General features: G+C 43.0%; 12 protein-coding genes and 1 tRNA gene. 4 read left to right on the forward strand and 9 right to left on the reverse strand.

What is annotated here, in order from left to right; genetic code table 11:
• Positions 1-143: 143 nt before the first annotated feature.
• From bamA to rimO, 8 genes are all read right to left on the reverse strand, one after another.
• A complete protein-coding gene (gene bamA / locus PCRYO_RS08715; RefSeq protein ID WP_011514033.1) occupies positions 144-2,567 on the reverse strand; it encodes an outer membrane protein assembly factor BamA in 2,424 nt (807 codons plus the stop codon).
• 263 nt (positions 2,568-2,830) lie between these two features.
• Positions 2,831-4,204, reverse strand: coding sequence for an RIP metalloprotease RseP (gene rseP / locus PCRYO_RS08720; protein ID WP_011514034.1), 1,374 nt, complete (start codon positions 4,202-4,204; stop codon positions 2,831-2,833).
• A gap of 58 nt (positions 4,205-4,262) precedes the next feature.
• A complete protein-coding gene (gene ispC, locus PCRYO_RS08725; protein ID WP_011514035.1) occupies positions 4,263-5,471 on the reverse strand; it encodes a 1-deoxy-D-xylulose-5-phosphate reductoisomerase in 1,209 nt (402 codons plus the stop codon).
• A gap of 106 nt (positions 5,472-5,577) precedes the next feature.
• Positions 5,578-6,387: a phosphatidate cytidylyltransferase gene (locus PCRYO_RS08730; protein ID WP_011514036.1), complete on the reverse strand. Its 810-nt coding sequence runs from the start codon at positions 6,385-6,387 to the stop codon at positions 5,578-5,580.
• A gap of 175 nt (positions 6,388-6,562) precedes the next feature.
• On the reverse strand, positions 6,563-7,321 hold the full coding sequence (uppS, locus tag PCRYO_RS08735) for a polyprenyl diphosphate synthase (RefSeq protein WP_011514037.1): 759 nt from the start codon (positions 7,319-7,321) through the stop codon (positions 6,563-6,565).
• A gap of 258 nt (positions 7,322-7,579) precedes the next feature.
• Positions 7,580-8,134, reverse strand: a complete 555-nt coding sequence (frr, locus tag PCRYO_RS08740; protein WP_011514038.1) for a ribosome recycling factor — start codon at positions 8,132-8,134, stop codon at positions 7,580-7,582.
• A gap of 126 nt (positions 8,135-8,260) precedes the next feature.
• Positions 8,261-8,986 (reverse strand): UMP kinase, encoded by a 726-nt coding sequence (gene pyrH / locus PCRYO_RS08745; protein ID WP_011514039.1) that lies wholly within the window; start codon positions 8,984-8,986, stop codon positions 8,261-8,263.
• Between the two features lie 183 nt (positions 8,987-9,169).
• A complete protein-coding gene (gene rimO / locus PCRYO_RS08750) occupies positions 9,170-10,765 on the reverse strand; it encodes a 30S ribosomal protein S12 methylthiotransferase RimO (protein WP_011514040.1) in 1,596 nt (531 codons plus the stop codon).
• Positions 10,766-10,899: 134 nt separating this feature from the next.
• On the opposite strand from rimO, the gene PCRYO_RS08755 reads away from it, so the two are divergent.
• The 3 genes from PCRYO_RS08755 to PCRYO_RS08765 all read left to right on the forward strand — a co-directional run bounded on the left by PCRYO_RS08755 (position 10,900) and on the right by PCRYO_RS08765 (position 14,359).
• Positions 10,900-12,288, forward strand: a complete 1,389-nt coding sequence (locus PCRYO_RS08755; protein WP_011514041.1) for a two-component system sensor histidine kinase NtrB — start codon at positions 10,900-10,902, stop codon at positions 12,286-12,288.
• Between the two features lie 43 nt (positions 12,289-12,331).
• Positions 12,332-14,044 carry a sigma 54-interacting transcriptional regulator gene (locus tag PCRYO_RS08760; protein WP_011514042.1) on the forward strand — a complete coding sequence of 571 codons (1,713 nt, stop codon included), beginning with the start codon at positions 12,332-12,334 and terminating at the stop codon, positions 14,042-14,044.
• A gap of 230 nt (positions 14,045-14,274) precedes the next feature.
• A tRNA-Leu gene (locus tag PCRYO_RS08765) sits at positions 14,275-14,359 on the forward strand.
• Between the two features lie 105 nt (positions 14,360-14,464).
• Here the strand turns inward: PCRYO_RS08765 and PCRYO_RS08770 are convergent.
• Positions 14,465-15,487 carry a serine/threonine-protein kinase gene (locus PCRYO_RS08770; protein ID WP_011514043.1) on the reverse strand — a complete coding sequence of 341 codons (1,023 nt, stop codon included), beginning with the start codon at positions 15,485-15,487 and terminating at the stop codon, positions 14,465-14,467.
• A gap of 69 nt (positions 15,488-15,556) precedes the next feature.
• On the opposite strand from PCRYO_RS08770, the gene PCRYO_RS08775 reads away from it, so the two are divergent.
• Entirely contained in the window at positions 15,557-16,531 is a 975-nt protein-coding gene (locus PCRYO_RS08775) for an ATP-binding protein (RefSeq protein ID WP_011514044.1), read from the forward strand.
• The last annotated feature ends 1 nt before the right edge of the window (position 16,532 follow it).

Here is a 16,532-nt window from a genome sequence, read left to right on the forward strand (position 1 = left end):
ATTAGTATTGGCAGGAATGAGAGGGTCGTCAAGTTGAGATATCATCTTGACGACCGGCTAAATCTAACGAACGCTTCAATTACCTAAAGGGCTGAATAACAAGAATCAAACCCTTTACCTAATAACATGTAAGTAGCAAGCGCTTAGAAAGTGTTACCAATTTGGAACTGGACTTTTTCAGTCTCATCGCCTTCTTTGTCACCGATAGGTACAGCATAGCTCAAAGAAATCGGACCAATTGGCGTATACCAAGTGACGCCTAAACCGGCACTAAAGCGCAATTTATTGTCCTGTGTTAATAGGGGTACACCAGTATCGTCGCCCGTAGCTGGATCAATAAAGGTGCGATTTTCTTTGTCAGTGGTATCAAATACCTGACCACCTTCAGCAAATAGTACTGGACGTACTTGATCCGCCCAATCGCCTTTAAATGGCATTGGTAAAATCAATTCAGTACCAAAGCTGACTAGCGCATTACCACCAACTTCTTCGTCTTTAAAACGCACATCATCATTTATCGCATCATTGTAGCTTTGTGATTTAGGTCCAAGCGTTGATGCTTCATAACCACGTACTGAACCATAACCACCAGCATAGAAGTTTTCATAAAACGGTAAATTGTTACCATAACCAAGCTTGGTATAACCGCGAGCAACCCAATCTTTATAGATAGGTTGATAAATGTTACCACGATAAACCAGTTTCTGATAACTGGCATCACCTAAGCCAATAGTCGCATCGACTGTATGACTCATGCCTTTATTCGGAAATACGGGACGATCTAAAGTGCTGTAATCCCAACCGAATAGTAAGTTGTAGCTTTGATATTCGTTTTTAAAGCCCGTACGACCAGAGAATTCATCTTGATCATTATTGAATTTCTCGAACGTACCACCGTCATCTATAATCTGCTGAACGCTTGATACACCTAGACGGCTACCGCCACGTACTGTGGTGTTATCAACGTTTAAGCCCGCACTCACACGTTTGGTTTCATCAACCGGATAGCTATAGTTCAACGTTGCACCATAAGCGTCGGTAACATAGTTACTAACGTTTCGATCATCGTATTTGGTTTCACGGTAATAAGCGCTGATACCTTGTGATACACCATTTTCTGTGAAATACGGATCGGTATATCCCAAGCTATAAGAATCACGTGTCTCTGAGCGTGACAAAGAAGCTTTAACGCGGTCACCAGTACCCATAAAGTTATTTTGGGTAAGATCTAACTGGAAGGTAACACCGCCACTTTGTGAATAACCGGCAGCAATGGTTGAGCTACCAGATGGCTGCTCTTCAACCGTATAGTTTACATCGACTTGGTCTGGTTGATTAGGAACCGGCTTCACATCAACGTTAACATTTTTAAAAAATCCTGTGCGCATCAAACGCGTACGTGACAGCTGAATCTTATCACTAGAAGCCAATGACCCTTCCAACTGACGCATTTCACGGCGCAATACTTCATCTTGGGTTTTTAAGTTACCAGTAAAATTGATACGGCGCACATAAATAGGACGTGCAGGATCAATATAATAATCGATATCGACTACTTTGGTCTCATCATTGATACGGGGTACTGGTCTGATTTGCGCTAAATAATAACCCTCATTACCATAACGACTCTTAAGAGCGGCAGTGGTGGCATCAAGCTTGGCTTGTGAGTACTTTTCTTTAGCACCAAAAGTGACCAGCTCTTTTAATTTACTGGTTTCAAAAGTTGGCTTACCTAAGAAATTAATTTCGCCAAACTGATATTGCTCGCCTTCGCTAAGACTGACTTCGATAAATACACTGCTCTTATCTTCACTGATATTGAGCACCGCATTGTCTACCGAAAAGCGTACATAACCATCATTTAGGTACAGGGCTTTTAAATTTTCTAAACTTGCCGCGAGCTTCTCTTTCGCATAACGATCAGATTTAGATAATAGACGCGTCCACGAGGACTCTTTTACTGCAAAGACTTCTTTAATTTCTTTATCACTAAAGTGCTTATTACCAATGATATTGATATCAACTACTTTGGCCGGCTTGCCTTCGATAAAGCGCACATCAAGTTTGACGCGGTTGCCATCAAGCAGCGTCTGATCGACTTCAATATTACTATTGTAATAACCTTGGCTGATATATTGCTGTTGTAGCTCGTTTGCAACGCCTTGTAGGGTTGCTTGCTTAAGCACATTACCCACATCAAGACCTGCATTATTTAAGCCTTGCTCAAGCCCTTCTTTGGGAATAAGTTTGTTGCCATCAAAATTAACTTCTGCAATCGTCGGACGTTCAACGACATCAAAGCGCAGCTTGCCGCCTTCGATACGGCTTTGAATGTCAGCAAAGTTTTCGGTGGCATATAGTGCTTTGATACTGGCAGCCAGATTTGCATCATTGACCGTATCACCTATTGTAATAGGCAGTACTGGATATAAACTATCAGGTGTTAGGCGTTGTAGACCATTAAAGCCAATATCAGTGACCACAAATTCTGCAGCCTGAACCGGCATACTCATCATTGCTACAACTAACGGCAACCCAGCCGCGCTCATAAATAAAGGCGTACGCATAAACACTATCCGTCAATAAAAAACTTGCTTAAGTTAAGTTGAAAAGCACATCTTATCTGGTCTCTTTTGTGTCATATCGTAAACACTTAGGGAACAGACTCAGAACACTTTATATAAAACGCGTCATAAAATAAACTAAAATATAAAATTAGTACAGCAGCACGGCGATAAAAGAAATTGCTTATTAGCCTAACAATAGATACAGGATAAGCATAAAACCATTAGTCTATCGCATCTTACCGTGCAAGAAGTATGCTATATCATCAAAACAGCCGACTGATATCATTACCAATTGCTAACACCATGAAACCTGCCAGCAAGAGTAAACCAATATTTAAGCCTACCATTTGCACGCCTTCAGAGAGTGGCTTACCACGTATCAGCTCAATCAGATAATAGACAATATGACCGCCATCTAATACTGGAATGGGCAACAAATTCAAAACCGCAAGGCTCAAACTGATTAAGGCTGCGGTAGATAATACCATTTGCCAACTGATATCAAAACTTTGCTTAGCGACTTTTGCGATGGTAATCGGACCTGATAAGTTATCAAGACCTATCATACCTGATAGCATCTTGCCCATTGAGCTGACAGTCATAACAGCCAATTGCTCAGTTTTCTCAAACGATTTGATTAACGACTCAGCTGGACCATAGACCACCGTAGTTTTGTACGCATCAGGAATGACAATCTCAGACTGTGCCACCATAGCACCAATTTGTCCATAATCGTTACCTAAATTGTCTTTTTTACCTTGCGGCATAATCTGTAATTCAATCGGCTTATCATTACGTAACACGCTAAATGTAAGCAAAGTCTCAGGATTGTCACGGATAATACGAGTGGCGCTAATCCAGTCATTAATGGCTTCATCATTGATAGCAGTGATGCGGTCGCCAGCCTTGAGACCTTGACGACTTGCCGCGCCATCAGGCGTTACATCACCGACTATCGGTGCAATATTTGGTTGCCACGGTATCATACCAAAGCTTGATAAGGCATCTTTACCTTGTGCGGCACCTTGCATAAATTCTTTTACAGGTGCTTGATAAGTTTTGGTTGCATTATTATTGGCTTCTGATTGCAACGTCACGCTTATATTGGCTGTCTCGCCCATGCGCCCAGCAAGGCGATAATTAATCCCTTCCCACGTCTGTACGTCATGACCGTCAATCGCAACGATTTTATCACCGGCAGGCAACTGTGCTATCGCGGCAGGCGTATCCGGCAATACTTGACCAATCTTGGTGGCAAGCTGCTCTGAGGGAGTCATAAATAACACCCAGAACAATGCAATGGCAATAACGAAGTTCATGATAGGACCAGCAGCCACAATAGCTATTTTCTTAAGCGGATGCTGACGATTAAATGCTAAATGCTGCTCATCTTTTGCCACCTCACCTTCACGCTCATCAAGCATTTTGACATATCCACCAAGGGGTAATGCCGAGATACGATAATCAATGCCACTTTTTTTGCTGGTCCAGCCAAAAAGCTTAGGACCAAAACCAATAGAATATGTGAGCACTCTAACGCCGCAAAGACGCGCTACAATATAATGACCCCACTCATGCAAAGCAATAAGCGGACCTAAGACAAATATTGCCGCAAGGAGTGTTAATAGAAACGTCATGATCTTTTCTCAGTAGGTACTCTTAACATCATTATAAAGGCGATAGCACTTGATACATCTAAACCAATCTTGCCACCAGCTTCTCAGTATGCTGACGCGCTAGGTTATCGATTGCTAAAATCTCATCAATATCAGCCGTCTCAGTTAATGCCGACACTTGTATCTCATTCAATGCTTGCTCATTAATATCAGCAATATCCGTCAGACGAATTTGATTATTCAAAAATGCCGATACTGCAATCTCATTCGCCGCATTTAGAATGATGGTCGCGTGAGTACCCGTTTGCATCGCCTCTCGTGCCAGACGTAAGCAGGCAAATTTTTGCAAATCAGGCTCGATAAACTCTAAACCACTTAATGCAAATAAGTCTAATGGCTGCGAGCCACTGTCAATACGGTCAGGGTAGCTTAGCGCATGAGCGATGGGCGTTTTCATATCTGGGCTGCCAAGCTGCGCCAAAAAGCTGCCGTCGCTATATTCTACCATTGAGTGAATGATACTTTGTGGATGAATCACCACATTTATCTTATTTTCAGGCAAATCAAATAAATGACAGGCTTCAATCAGCTCAAGCCCCTTGTTCATCATCGTGGCAGAATCGACAGATATCTTTTGTCCCATCGACCAGTTTGGGTGTTTGACCGCTTCAGCGACACTAGCTTGCTGCATCTGCGTAAATGACTGCTGTAAGAACGGTCCACCAGAAGCGGTTAGCCATAGCTTACGCACGCCATGATTTAGTCGGTGAATTTGGGTATTATCCTGCTGAATGGCAAATGGTAAACACTGAAAGATAGCGTTATGTTCAGAATCAAGCGGCAGCAAAGTTGCATGATGCGTTTTGACCGCATTGATCATCACTTGCCCTGCCATCACCAGCGCTTCTTTGTTCGCTAGTAAGATACGCTTGCCTGCACGGGCAGCAGCTAGAGTAGAAGGCAAGCCTGCGGCGCCAACAATAGCAGCAACGACAGTATCAGTTTGTGAATCGGTAGCGATATCTACGAGGCCTGTTTCGCCACCGACTACTTCGATATCAAGTCCTGCCTCGCTAAGACGCTTGGCAAACTCATCAACCGCAGCTGTCGGTACGCCTACCCGCTTAGGAGCAAACTGCTGACAAAGCGCAAGCAGCTTATCTAAACGGTGATATCCAGATAAGGCATAAACATCGTAATGCTGTGGTTGTGCCGCCAAGATGGCTAACGTACTGTCGCCAATCGAGCCTGTCGCGCCTAATACGGCGATACGTTGGGTCATAACCATGGGTGCCTATAAATGATACGGTAGTAATAAGATGAAAATTAAATGAGCAGCTAAGCTTATGTTCTGTCAGATAACTACATAAGCGATTTTGATCGTATTAGGCAAGTCAAACGACTATCAAACCAAACTGCTGTATTGCCCAAAAACCAAGCGCAAATATCGGCGTAGCAGATAGCAGTGAATCAATACGGTCAAGTATTCCACCATGGCCCGGTAGAATCGTTCCTGAATCTTTAACATCAGCACGGCGTTTGAGCATAGACTCAAACAAATCGCCCAGTACGGAAGCTAAAATCGTCAGAGCCGATAATGCCACAAAGGCGAGGAGCGCTGCACCCGTCAATTGTAATTTAAAGACACTTATAATTACTACGACCAGTAGTCCTGTGACTAAGCCCCCCGCCAGCCCTTCCATACTCTTATTGGGTGAAACGTTCGGTGCCATTTTTCGGCGCCCAAGCTTGCGTCCGACAAAGTAAGCACCACTGTCTGCACACCAGACCAATAAAAACACATATAGTAGCCACCATGGCGACAATTGCCATAAGTAAAACATAGCCGTAATTGAAGCCGTTAATATCACTGCTCCCATTAGTGCCAACTGCTTACCGTACCATTTGGTAGACGTTGGGAAAACTCGTACCCAAGACAGCGCCATTAACCATATGACGAGAGAAGCTGCCCACCAAAAAAGCCACGTGACTTTAAACATGAGTGACACTAAGGTCAGCAGCAACACCAATACTACGAAGACCGCAGGCTGACGCCACTTTGGCATCAATTTAGTCCATTCATGGGCGGCAATAATCACCCCAATCCCTAAAAGTGGTGCAAATAATATAGGGGTTTGGCTCGCAAACATTGCAATACCAACGATAATAACGAGAACAATTGCCGTCTTAATTCGTTGCCACATACTTATTGAGCCTTATAATAATGAAGAACATTTGGTCAAATTGCGCGATAAATATTTACTATAGATAATGACGTATCATAGCCAGCTGCTGACTATAATAGCGTATTGATAGTGACGCACGCTATTGAAAGTGCTCCAAATTGACAAAAGTCGTCTAATGCTCTTAACATGACCTCTAAGATATTTGCTGAGCCGTCACTATTTGTTCGCTGGTTTTGCCAAAGCGGCGTTGACGTTGAGCAAAATCCTCTAGCATTGCTGCTAGCTCATCGACGCTAAAATCTGGCCACAATGTTGGGGTAAAGAACAGCTCTGCATAGGCTGACTGCCACAATAAGAAGTTGGAGAGACGGTACTCGCCGCCAGTACGTATCAGCATGTCTACTTCTGGTGCATCTGCCAATTGCACATACTCTCCAAGTTTTTCCTTATCAATATCATCGATTGATAACTGACCTGCCTGCACTTGCTGTAATAGCTGCTTTGCTGCATGAGCGATATCCCACTGTCCACCGTAACTGATGGCGATGACCAATGTCATAGCATCAAAATCAGCCGTTTTTGCTTCAGCATCTGCCATCAATAATTGCAAATCATCACTAAGCTGACTGCGATCGCCGATAAAACGCAAACGAATACGGTACTTAACCATACGAGGCATCTGCTCATTGATGGTTAAGCTCAGCAAATGCATCAGCAATGCCACTTCAGTCGGTGGGCGCTGCCAATTCTCACTGGAAAAGGCAAAGACGGTCAAAACCTCAATACCTGTACTGACGCAATACTCAACAATAGGGTCTAGCGCATCTTTGCCAGCGATATGCCCCTGACCTTTGCCTAAATTATGGACTTTACCATAGCGGTTATTGCCGTCCATAATAACAGCGATATGGCGTGGAAGAAGGGCTGGAGCTAAATTCTCTGACATAGACATAGGCTAACTTGCTTGTTGTTTAGGTAAAATAATCATAACGCGCGCCATACTTTATAAAAACCCTAACTCATAATTTATATAAAAAGATTCATATAAAGTGCTTATAAAAAAAGGACAATATAAACAAGCTATAGAGTAAGCTTAGTTGTCTACACGGCAACAAACAGCCAATAGCACTTTGATATTGGCTGTTTGTTTTTAGCGACTTGTTATATAAAATATTGATAGCGCATCATTTTTGACAGCAGAAAAATGTACTTATACTGCCATCAAATCGGTTTCTTTTTTGCTTAAGCGGCTATCGATTGTTTCAATATATTTGTCAGTGATTTTTTGAATGTCATCACTGGCGCGGCGCTCGTCGTCTTCAGAAATCTCTTTTTCTTTTGCTAACTCTTTGATGTCATTCATCATATCACGGCGGATATTACGAATAGAAACACGGCTGTTTTCTGCTTCGCCACGTGCCAATTTTTGCATATCTTTTCGAGTTTCTTCTGTCAATGCTGGCATGGGAACACGAATCACATCAGCAGTCATTGGATTAAGACCCAAATCTGCTTCGCGGATAGCTTTATCAATCGCTTGCACCATGGTACGGTCAAATGGCTGTACCAGTAGCGTACGCGAATCTTCAACGTTAACACTCGCTACTTGATTTAAAGGCGTAGGCGAACCATAGTAGCTGACCATCACGCCTGTCAACATACCTGGATGCGCGCGACCCGTACGAACTTTACTAAAGGTGCTTTCAAGCGCTTCCAAGGTTTTTTGCATGCGCGCTTCGCCGTCTTGCTTAATTTCTTGAATCATGAGGTATCCTTATTTATCGCTACCGACAAATCATTTATTGTTTATTATAAAAACTATTCAGGTGTTTTCACAGATAAGCAGCTGTCTTACTTCTGCCTATCTTTTATCATATTTTTGGGTACGATATTAATGATAGACGCGTGTGCCTTCATTCTCGCCCATCACAACATTTAATAAAGCATTAGGCTTATTCATATCAAAGACTTGTAATGGCACATCGTGCTCACGACATAATGCGATGGCAGTCAAGTCCATAACTCCAAGCTTTTGCTCTAACACCTCATCAAAGGTCAGACCATCATATTTTACTGCATCGCTATGTAGGCTTGGGTCTTTATCATAAACACCATCTACTTTGGTCGCTTTTAGAATCAAGCCTGCTTCGATTTCAATACCACGTAAGCAAGCAGCCGTATCAGTAGTAAAGAAAGGGTTGCCCGTACCCGCGACAAAGATACATACTTCGCCATTTTTAAGATAACGAATCGCATTACGGCTGCTATAACTTTCAGTGACTTCACCAATCGGCAGGGCTGACATTAGGCGCGTTTTGATATTGCGGCGCTCAAGAGCATCACGCATTGCAAGGCCATTCATGACGGTTGCAAGCATGCCCATTTGATCGCCAGTGACGCGGCCGACCAAACCCTCTTTTTGTAATTGAGCGCCGCGATATAAGTTACCACCACCGACCACGATACCCACTTGGACACCAAGCCCGCGCAAATGGGCGATAGATAAGCTCATCTTATCGAGCACTTCGGTATCAATACCCATATCTTTCGTACCCGCTAAGGCTTCACCAGAAAGTTTTAGCAAGATACGAGAATAACGCGGGTTTTTGTCAGACATGAGGTCACCTTGTCAGTATTGAATTATAATTAAAGTTATCGGTAATATACAAATAGAGTTTACTTTGAGACTTGACGGCATTGCCCAACTTAAGGATAAGCAGGTACAAAGGTCAAATTGCGCTAATTGTAGCAAAAACTGCCCACGATTGGGCAATTTTCATGCGCCTATTACAGTGACTGCTTAGCCTTTGTAACTGGCAAACAAATCATATTCACTAGCATCGTCGATAGTAACCGTTAAGAACTGCCCAACTTTGACATGAGCGTCAATATCATCGACGTAGACGTGACCGTCAATCTCTGGTGCGTCAGCATAACTACGGCAGATCGCAACACCTTCTTCTCTATCAATTTCGTCGACCAATACCATCAAGGTTTTGCCAATTTTCTCTTGCAGTTTTTGGGCTGAAATATCTTGCTGTAACGTCATCAAACGCTCGTAACGTTCTTGCTTGACGTCTTCTGGCACATGATTTGGCAAGTCATTGGCAACCGCACCTTCAACTTCTGAATAGGTAAAGGCACCAACGCGATCTAGACGGGCTTCTACTAACCAATCAAGCAAGCATTGGAAATCTTCTTCTGTCTCGCCAGGGAAGCCAACAACGAAGGTTGAGCGAATAACGATATCAGGACAAATCTCACGCCATGCATGGATACGCGCCAAGGTATTTTCGCTATGAGCAGGACGCTTCATTGCTTTTAAAATGCGATGGCTGGCATGTTGGAATGGAATATCAAGATAAGGCAATAATTTCTTCTCACCCATTAATTCTACGACTTTATCTACATGCGGATACGGATACACATAGTGTAGACGCACCCAAATACCCAAATCGTTTAACGCTTGGCATAAGTCATAAAATTTAGACTTCAGCGGCATACCATTCCAAAAGCTTGTCTTATACTTTAAGTCCAGACCATAAGCAGAAGTATCTTGTGAGATAATCAATAACTCTTTCACGCCAGCCTTTTTCAGCGCCAGCGCTTCATTCATCACACTGTCAATCGGACGTGAAACCAAGTCTCCACGTAAGCTTGGAATAATGCAAAAAGTACAACGGTGGTTGCAACCTTCTGATATTTTTAGATAAGCATAATGACTAGGCGTTAATTTGATACCTGCCTCATTAATCAAATCTATTTTTGGGTCATAACTGGCATCCAAACCACAGTCAGGCTTTGGTACATGCAACGCGACTGCTCTAATGACGTCATCATAAGCATGAGCGCCCGTCACTGCTAGTACAGCAGGATGCATTTCACGGATTTTATCTGCCTCTTTACCCAAGCAGCCTGTCACAATCACCTTACCGTTTTTGCTGATAGCTTCACCGATTGCATCGAGCGACTCTTGTACCGCTGACTCGATAAAGCCGCACGTATTGACCACTACCAAGTCGGCGCCTTCATAATCACTGGCTACTTGATAGCCATCACGGCTAAGCTCTGTGATAATGCGCTCACTATCGACCAAGGCTTTTGGACAACCTAGAGACACAAATCCAATCTTTGGCGCGGCATTGACAGGGGCATTGGTCGTTGCTGTTGTCGTTTTAGCTGAAGCCGCTGAAACTACCTCGCTGCTTTGTTCGACACTACGATTTTGATTATGATTGGCTTTATGATGGTAAGGTTGAACACTGTCCGTCGAGCTTTGCGCAGGCATTGCTGTCGGCTTAGCAGGATTAAAGAGAGTGGCAGTGTCTTTTGGTATAGAAGCTGGCTGTGAAGGGGCTATAGTCGTATTAACGGACTCGGTAGAAATATTGGGCATGGCTAACCTTGCTAGAGATAAATTGGCTGTGCGCATTGTACGTTTTTTTTACAAAAATCGCCAGTTTTGCCGCTCTATAGTGTTGATTTATGGTTAAATATTATATCGAGCCTCTATTTATCTAGGTATTACTCATGACCGCTGATTTTATAAGCGCAAAACCAACGCCTGACTTAACCTTTATATCGCAGCATTTGTTCACGGCTATCTTGTGGGTCAATGATGAATTGTCTATTACTTGGCTAAATGCCCAAGCTGAGCAGCTACTGGCGATCAGTAGTGGACGATTGCTTAATCAGTCGGTATTGATGCTGCTTGCGCCCGAAGAGTTGAAAACCAAACGCAGCACACTTATTGACAGTTCAAAAGACAAAACCTGCTCTTTGACTGAACGTTTTTTTCAAGCGAAGCAGTACCAACAACCTTTTATTGACCATGACCATCTGATAAACAGCCCATTAAATGGCAACTTATCACTCTCGATTGACTATAGCGTCACCCCTGTTATCTATCAGCAGCAAAATTACTTTATTATAGAGATATGGGGCAAAGACCGCCAAAGTCGCATCTCAGAAGAACAGCGCCAACAGCAGCAGTACAATGTTGCGCGTCATATGCTGCGCTCGGTTGCCCATGAAATCAAAAATCCGTTGGCTGGTATTCGCGGTGCCGCGCAATTATTGCAGCGTCAATTTATCAAATTTAGTGAGCGCTCTTTTAATACTCACACTACTGATACTGACTACCCTAGCCTTATATCGAGCCCGACTTTAAACTCTGATAACCATCTACAGAAAACCGCTGACAAATTACGCAGCTATACCGACATCATTATCTCAGAGACAGATCGTCTAACTCAGCTGATTGGGCAGTTTCTTGGTTCTAATCAATTACCACATTGGCAAATGCTCAATGTTCATGAGCCAATAGAGCATGTTTTGGCATTGATCATCCATCAATATCCGCAAGTTTTATTACAGCGTGACTATGACTTATCGTTACCTGAACTCTGTGCTGATAAAGACCAGCTGATACAAGTCTTCTTAAACTTAATTAATAATGCTTGCGAATCCATGACGGAATTTGCACAAACACTGCAGCAAAGCGTGCCAGCCGTATCCAGTCAATTAACATCAGATAGTCCACTTAATAATCTTGATTTTGACGATGGCTATCAACCCAAACTCCATATTCAAACACGTGTTGCCTTTCAACATACGATTGCCGGGCAGCAACATAAACAAGTACTGCAAGTTGCTATCACCGATAATGGTTCTGGCATTCATCCTGATATCATTGGGCAGATATTCTTCCCTATGGTGACCAGTCGCGCGCTAGGAACTGGGCTTGGTTTATCCATTGTGCAAGATATTATCAGCCGTCATCATGGTATGATTGATGTCAGCTCTACTCAATCGCAGGGCGCCAGTACAAATACTAATGTCGATAATAAAAATAGCCATTATAGTCAAACCCGTTTTACCCTTTATTTGCCTTTTCATCAGCCAATTGCTGAAAATTAATGCCTTCACCTCAATTCTTCTCACTGCTTATTAGGCTAAATACATGACCCAGTATAATGACACCCAATCTCTTACAAGCAATGAGCGAACGCCAATGGTCACGGTCAATAACAGTCCTGATAATGAGCCTGCCACTTTGTGGCTCATTGATGATGATGCGGCGCTGCGTATGGTACTTGCAGATACTTTTGAAGACGCTGGATTGACGGTTATCAGCTTTACCCAAGCACAAGCAGCATGGACACGCCTCAATGATATTCTAGAATCGTCAGAGTCAATCGCCTTGTTACCTGATGTGATATTGACCGATATTCGTATGCCGATGATGGATGGTCTGTCGTTTAGTGACTGGGTACACAAGCACTTTCCTAAGCTTCCGATTGTCATTATGACAGCGCATTCAGACCTTACTTCTGCCATTAGCAGCTATCAGACTGGTGCATTTGAATATCTGCCCAAGCCGTTTGATTTAGATGATGCGGTCGCAACGATTTATAAAGCCATTAATTATCAGCCGAATCTAGTCATATCAAACCATTCGATCGAGTCTAATACGAATGTAAGTACCGATACCAAAGAACAGCCTGTGAACAAACCAAATGCAGCCAAATCAGCTAGAAAAACCCCTAAAGCTGCTGAAAGTAAAACTCATGAAAAACCCAAACCCCAAACCAATAACAATCCAAGCGGCATCATTGGTCAATCACAAGCCATGCAAACGGTATTTCGTGCCATTGGTAGACTTGCGCACTCACCGATTACCGTTTTAATCACTGGTGAATCAGGTACAGGTAAAGAGTTGGTCGCTAGCGCTTTACATCAGCACTCACCGCGACACAATAAAACCTTTATTGCACTAAATATGGCAGCAATTCCCCATGATTTGATTGAGTCTGAATTGTTTGGTCATGAAAAAGGCGCATTCACTGGCGCCACAACTTCACGCCAAGGTCGTTTTGAGCAAGCAGATGGCGGCACGTTATTTTTAGATGAAATCGGTGACATGCCTTTTAGTACCCAAACGCGGCTGCTACGAGTGCTGGCAAATGGCGAATTTTTTCGCGTGGGTGGTCAGCAGCCCGTCAAAGTAGATGTACGCATTATTGCCGCTACCCATCAAAACTTGGAAGAATTGGTCAAACAGGGTAAATTCCGTGAGGATCTATTTTATCGCCTGAATGTCATTCGCCTGCCATTGCCGCCCTTACGGACTCGCCGCGAGGACGTACCAGCATTAACCACTTATTTTATGCAGCGCGCTGCTGAGCAGATGAATACGGCACCAAAACAGTTACATCCGGCAGCAATGCAAATGATGCAGTCTTTTGAATGGCGCGGTAATGTCCGTCAACTTGAGAATGTCTGTCTCTGGCTGACAGTAATGGCGACTGGCGACACCGTTATGATCGATGACTTGCCTCCAGAGTTGCTCGAAAACATCTCCTCTACTCTAAACAATCAACAGCAGCATGTATCCTCACAAGACGCTATTGAAAATAATCATCTACAAAGTCAGGATACTTTTGGCACCCAAAGCTGGCAACAAGCTTTAGGTATTTGGGCGAAGCAGTCACTACAAACTGGCGCAACCGATATTTTACAGACAGCAACACCTGAGTTTGAACGGGTCTTGCTAACCGCAGCGCTCCATCATAGCGGCGGCAAAAAGATAGCTGCTGCCAATTTACTTGGCTGGGGACGCAATACGCTGACACGTAAATTACAACAGCTGAACCTCTCATCATATCAAGAGTAATATTAGTGTGAATAAAGTGATAAAAAATATGAATTAAAAAATCAATAATATCAATTATTTATGATATTCAGCAAAAAAAATGGCTAAATAATTAAAAATAAGTGCAAATAGGGCTTGCCAAACTATTCAAACTCTATATAATAGCCAACCACTGAGACGCACTACCGAATCAGTTATTTATCTCGATGGGGTTTGAATATCAACACCAAAGATGATAAGGTAACGAAAATGGGGCTGTGGCGGAATTGGTAGACGCACCAGATTTAGGTTCTGGCGCCGCAAGGTGTGAGAGTTCGAGTCTCTCCAGCCCCACCATTTTCGGATAGTACATCTTAGACCAAATATTAAAGCCTGCTTTTTAGCAGGTTTTTTTGTGTCTGGGATTTACTGGATTTATCCTTTCAACCTTAGTTGTTGGGCTCAGTTACCTTGCCATTCCATACTTTCTAAATCTAAAAGCATCTCACCCATACTCTGATACCTTTTCTCTATCTGCTTCGCCAATGCCTTATCAACAACGTCCTGATAGCGACTATATTCTAATGGCAAGGTCGGAACAGACTTTTGGCAATGTTGTGTCGCCCAATCAATCATTGAATCACTACTTCGAACATCAACGGCAAATGGTCGCTCGCCGACTAATATCTCATACAACATAATCCCAAAAGCGTATATATCGCTTTGAACCGTTGAGCCATACCCTTGCCAACGCTCAGGAGCAAGATAGGCAGGCGTGCCAGCAATATTTGCCACACTTGGCTGATAAAGAGTGCTCGTTAAAGTAAAATCCGTCAATAATAAATCAAAGGTGATACGGCTATTATCCGCATTATTTGGCAAAAAACCTTCTAGCAAAATATTACTGGGCTTAATATCATTATGTAGCCAGCCGATATTATGTAAGCGGTAAATAAGATTAGCAGATTGTAGGATAAATTGATTCTTTTGTGCCTGTGTTAATAAGAAATGCTTTTGAGCACTCAGCTGATTTGCCAAGCTGCCATTTGGATAATAAGGCATGACCAGGATAGTCAGCTGCTGCAGCTGCGTTAATATTTCCGAAGTAATATTTTCATAAAACAATAGTGGTGGTACGATAGCGGAAAGGCTATTTTGAAGCTTGTTTTGATTATTTGATAAGTTGTTTATAGATGTTAGAACGTCAGCTTCATAGGTTAAATCAGACAGGTCTTGATTAGCATTAGCATATAACTGCCATTTAATCATCACATTCCCAAACTGCGAGTGTTGGGCGCGTGTTAAGCCCTGATAGTCAAGGTCACTACCATTATGTTGCTGACTGAGTCGTTGATGCGAGATCTCGCTATAATTTAGGCTGAAAAAGAATGCCGTTAATGCTGGCAGGATTTGCTGCGCTTGCACTCGTAACGCTTGTTTTGCATCTGCTTGTAATACACAAGGAATACTGGCACTATTTTTCATGGTAAAGTGATGCCTTTATATATCTATTAAGCCAAACGTCATTTTAATTTTTATAAGCGACTGAGTATTATGCCTCAATCTACTAAGCCCGTTATGAATTATGCTCTGCCAGACCATTTATTAGATTTACTCGGACAGTATCTGCAAGAGCAGATCACGCCAACCATTGAGATTGATCCTGCGCAGTTGGCTTATCGCTGGATCGGTGGGCAGACTGGACATTTAGAGCCGCTGGCGGTTAATTTGTTTTTAAATTTAGACGACCTACATGGTATCGACACGCAAAAATCAAAACTGGTACAGAACACGCGTCAATTCCTGAAGGGCTATCCTGCCAATCACGTTTTGATGACAGGGACACGCGGCGCTGGTAAATCATCGCTGATTAGAGCATTGCTACAAGCCTATCATAATGAAGGTCTGCGCATTATTGAAATTGCCCGAGACGACTTACGGATGCTTGATAAAATACGGGCAGCGATTAAAGCCTTACCAGCTGACTGCAAATGTCGCTATGTGGTGTACTGTGATGACTTGGCATTTAATGGTCAAGATGAAAGCTACCGCACCTTAAAAAGTGTGCTTGATGGTTCTCTAGATTCAGAGCAAGACAAATTATTGGTTTATGCAACCAGTAACCGCCGCCATCTACTACCGCAGCTCATGAAAGACAATGTTAATATTTATAATGGTCAAACCGATGAGGTTAATCCTTATGAGACCATTGATGAGACGGTGTCTTTATCTGACCGTTTTGGTTTATGGCTGTCCTTTCATCCAATGGATCAAAATACTTATTTACATATCGTGCGACATTATTTATCTATTCAACAAAAAGTCGATGCTGGAAGTAGTCATGATGACATGCACGGTGATGCAGCAAATAAAGGTGCAGATAGCATTGATGAGTTACCCACCCATATCAGATCAGCCGCATTACGCTGGGCATCAGAACGCGGTGGACGCTCTGGTCGAGTGGCGTATCAGTTCAGTCGTTATTGGATAGGACAGACCCAATTGGCAGCTGAAGACAGTCAGTCTTAAA

It is taken from the genome of Psychrobacter cryohalolentis K5, from assembly GCF_000013905.1.
GTDB lineage: Bacteria > Pseudomonadota > Gammaproteobacteria > Pseudomonadales > Moraxellaceae > Psychrobacter > Psychrobacter cryohalolentis.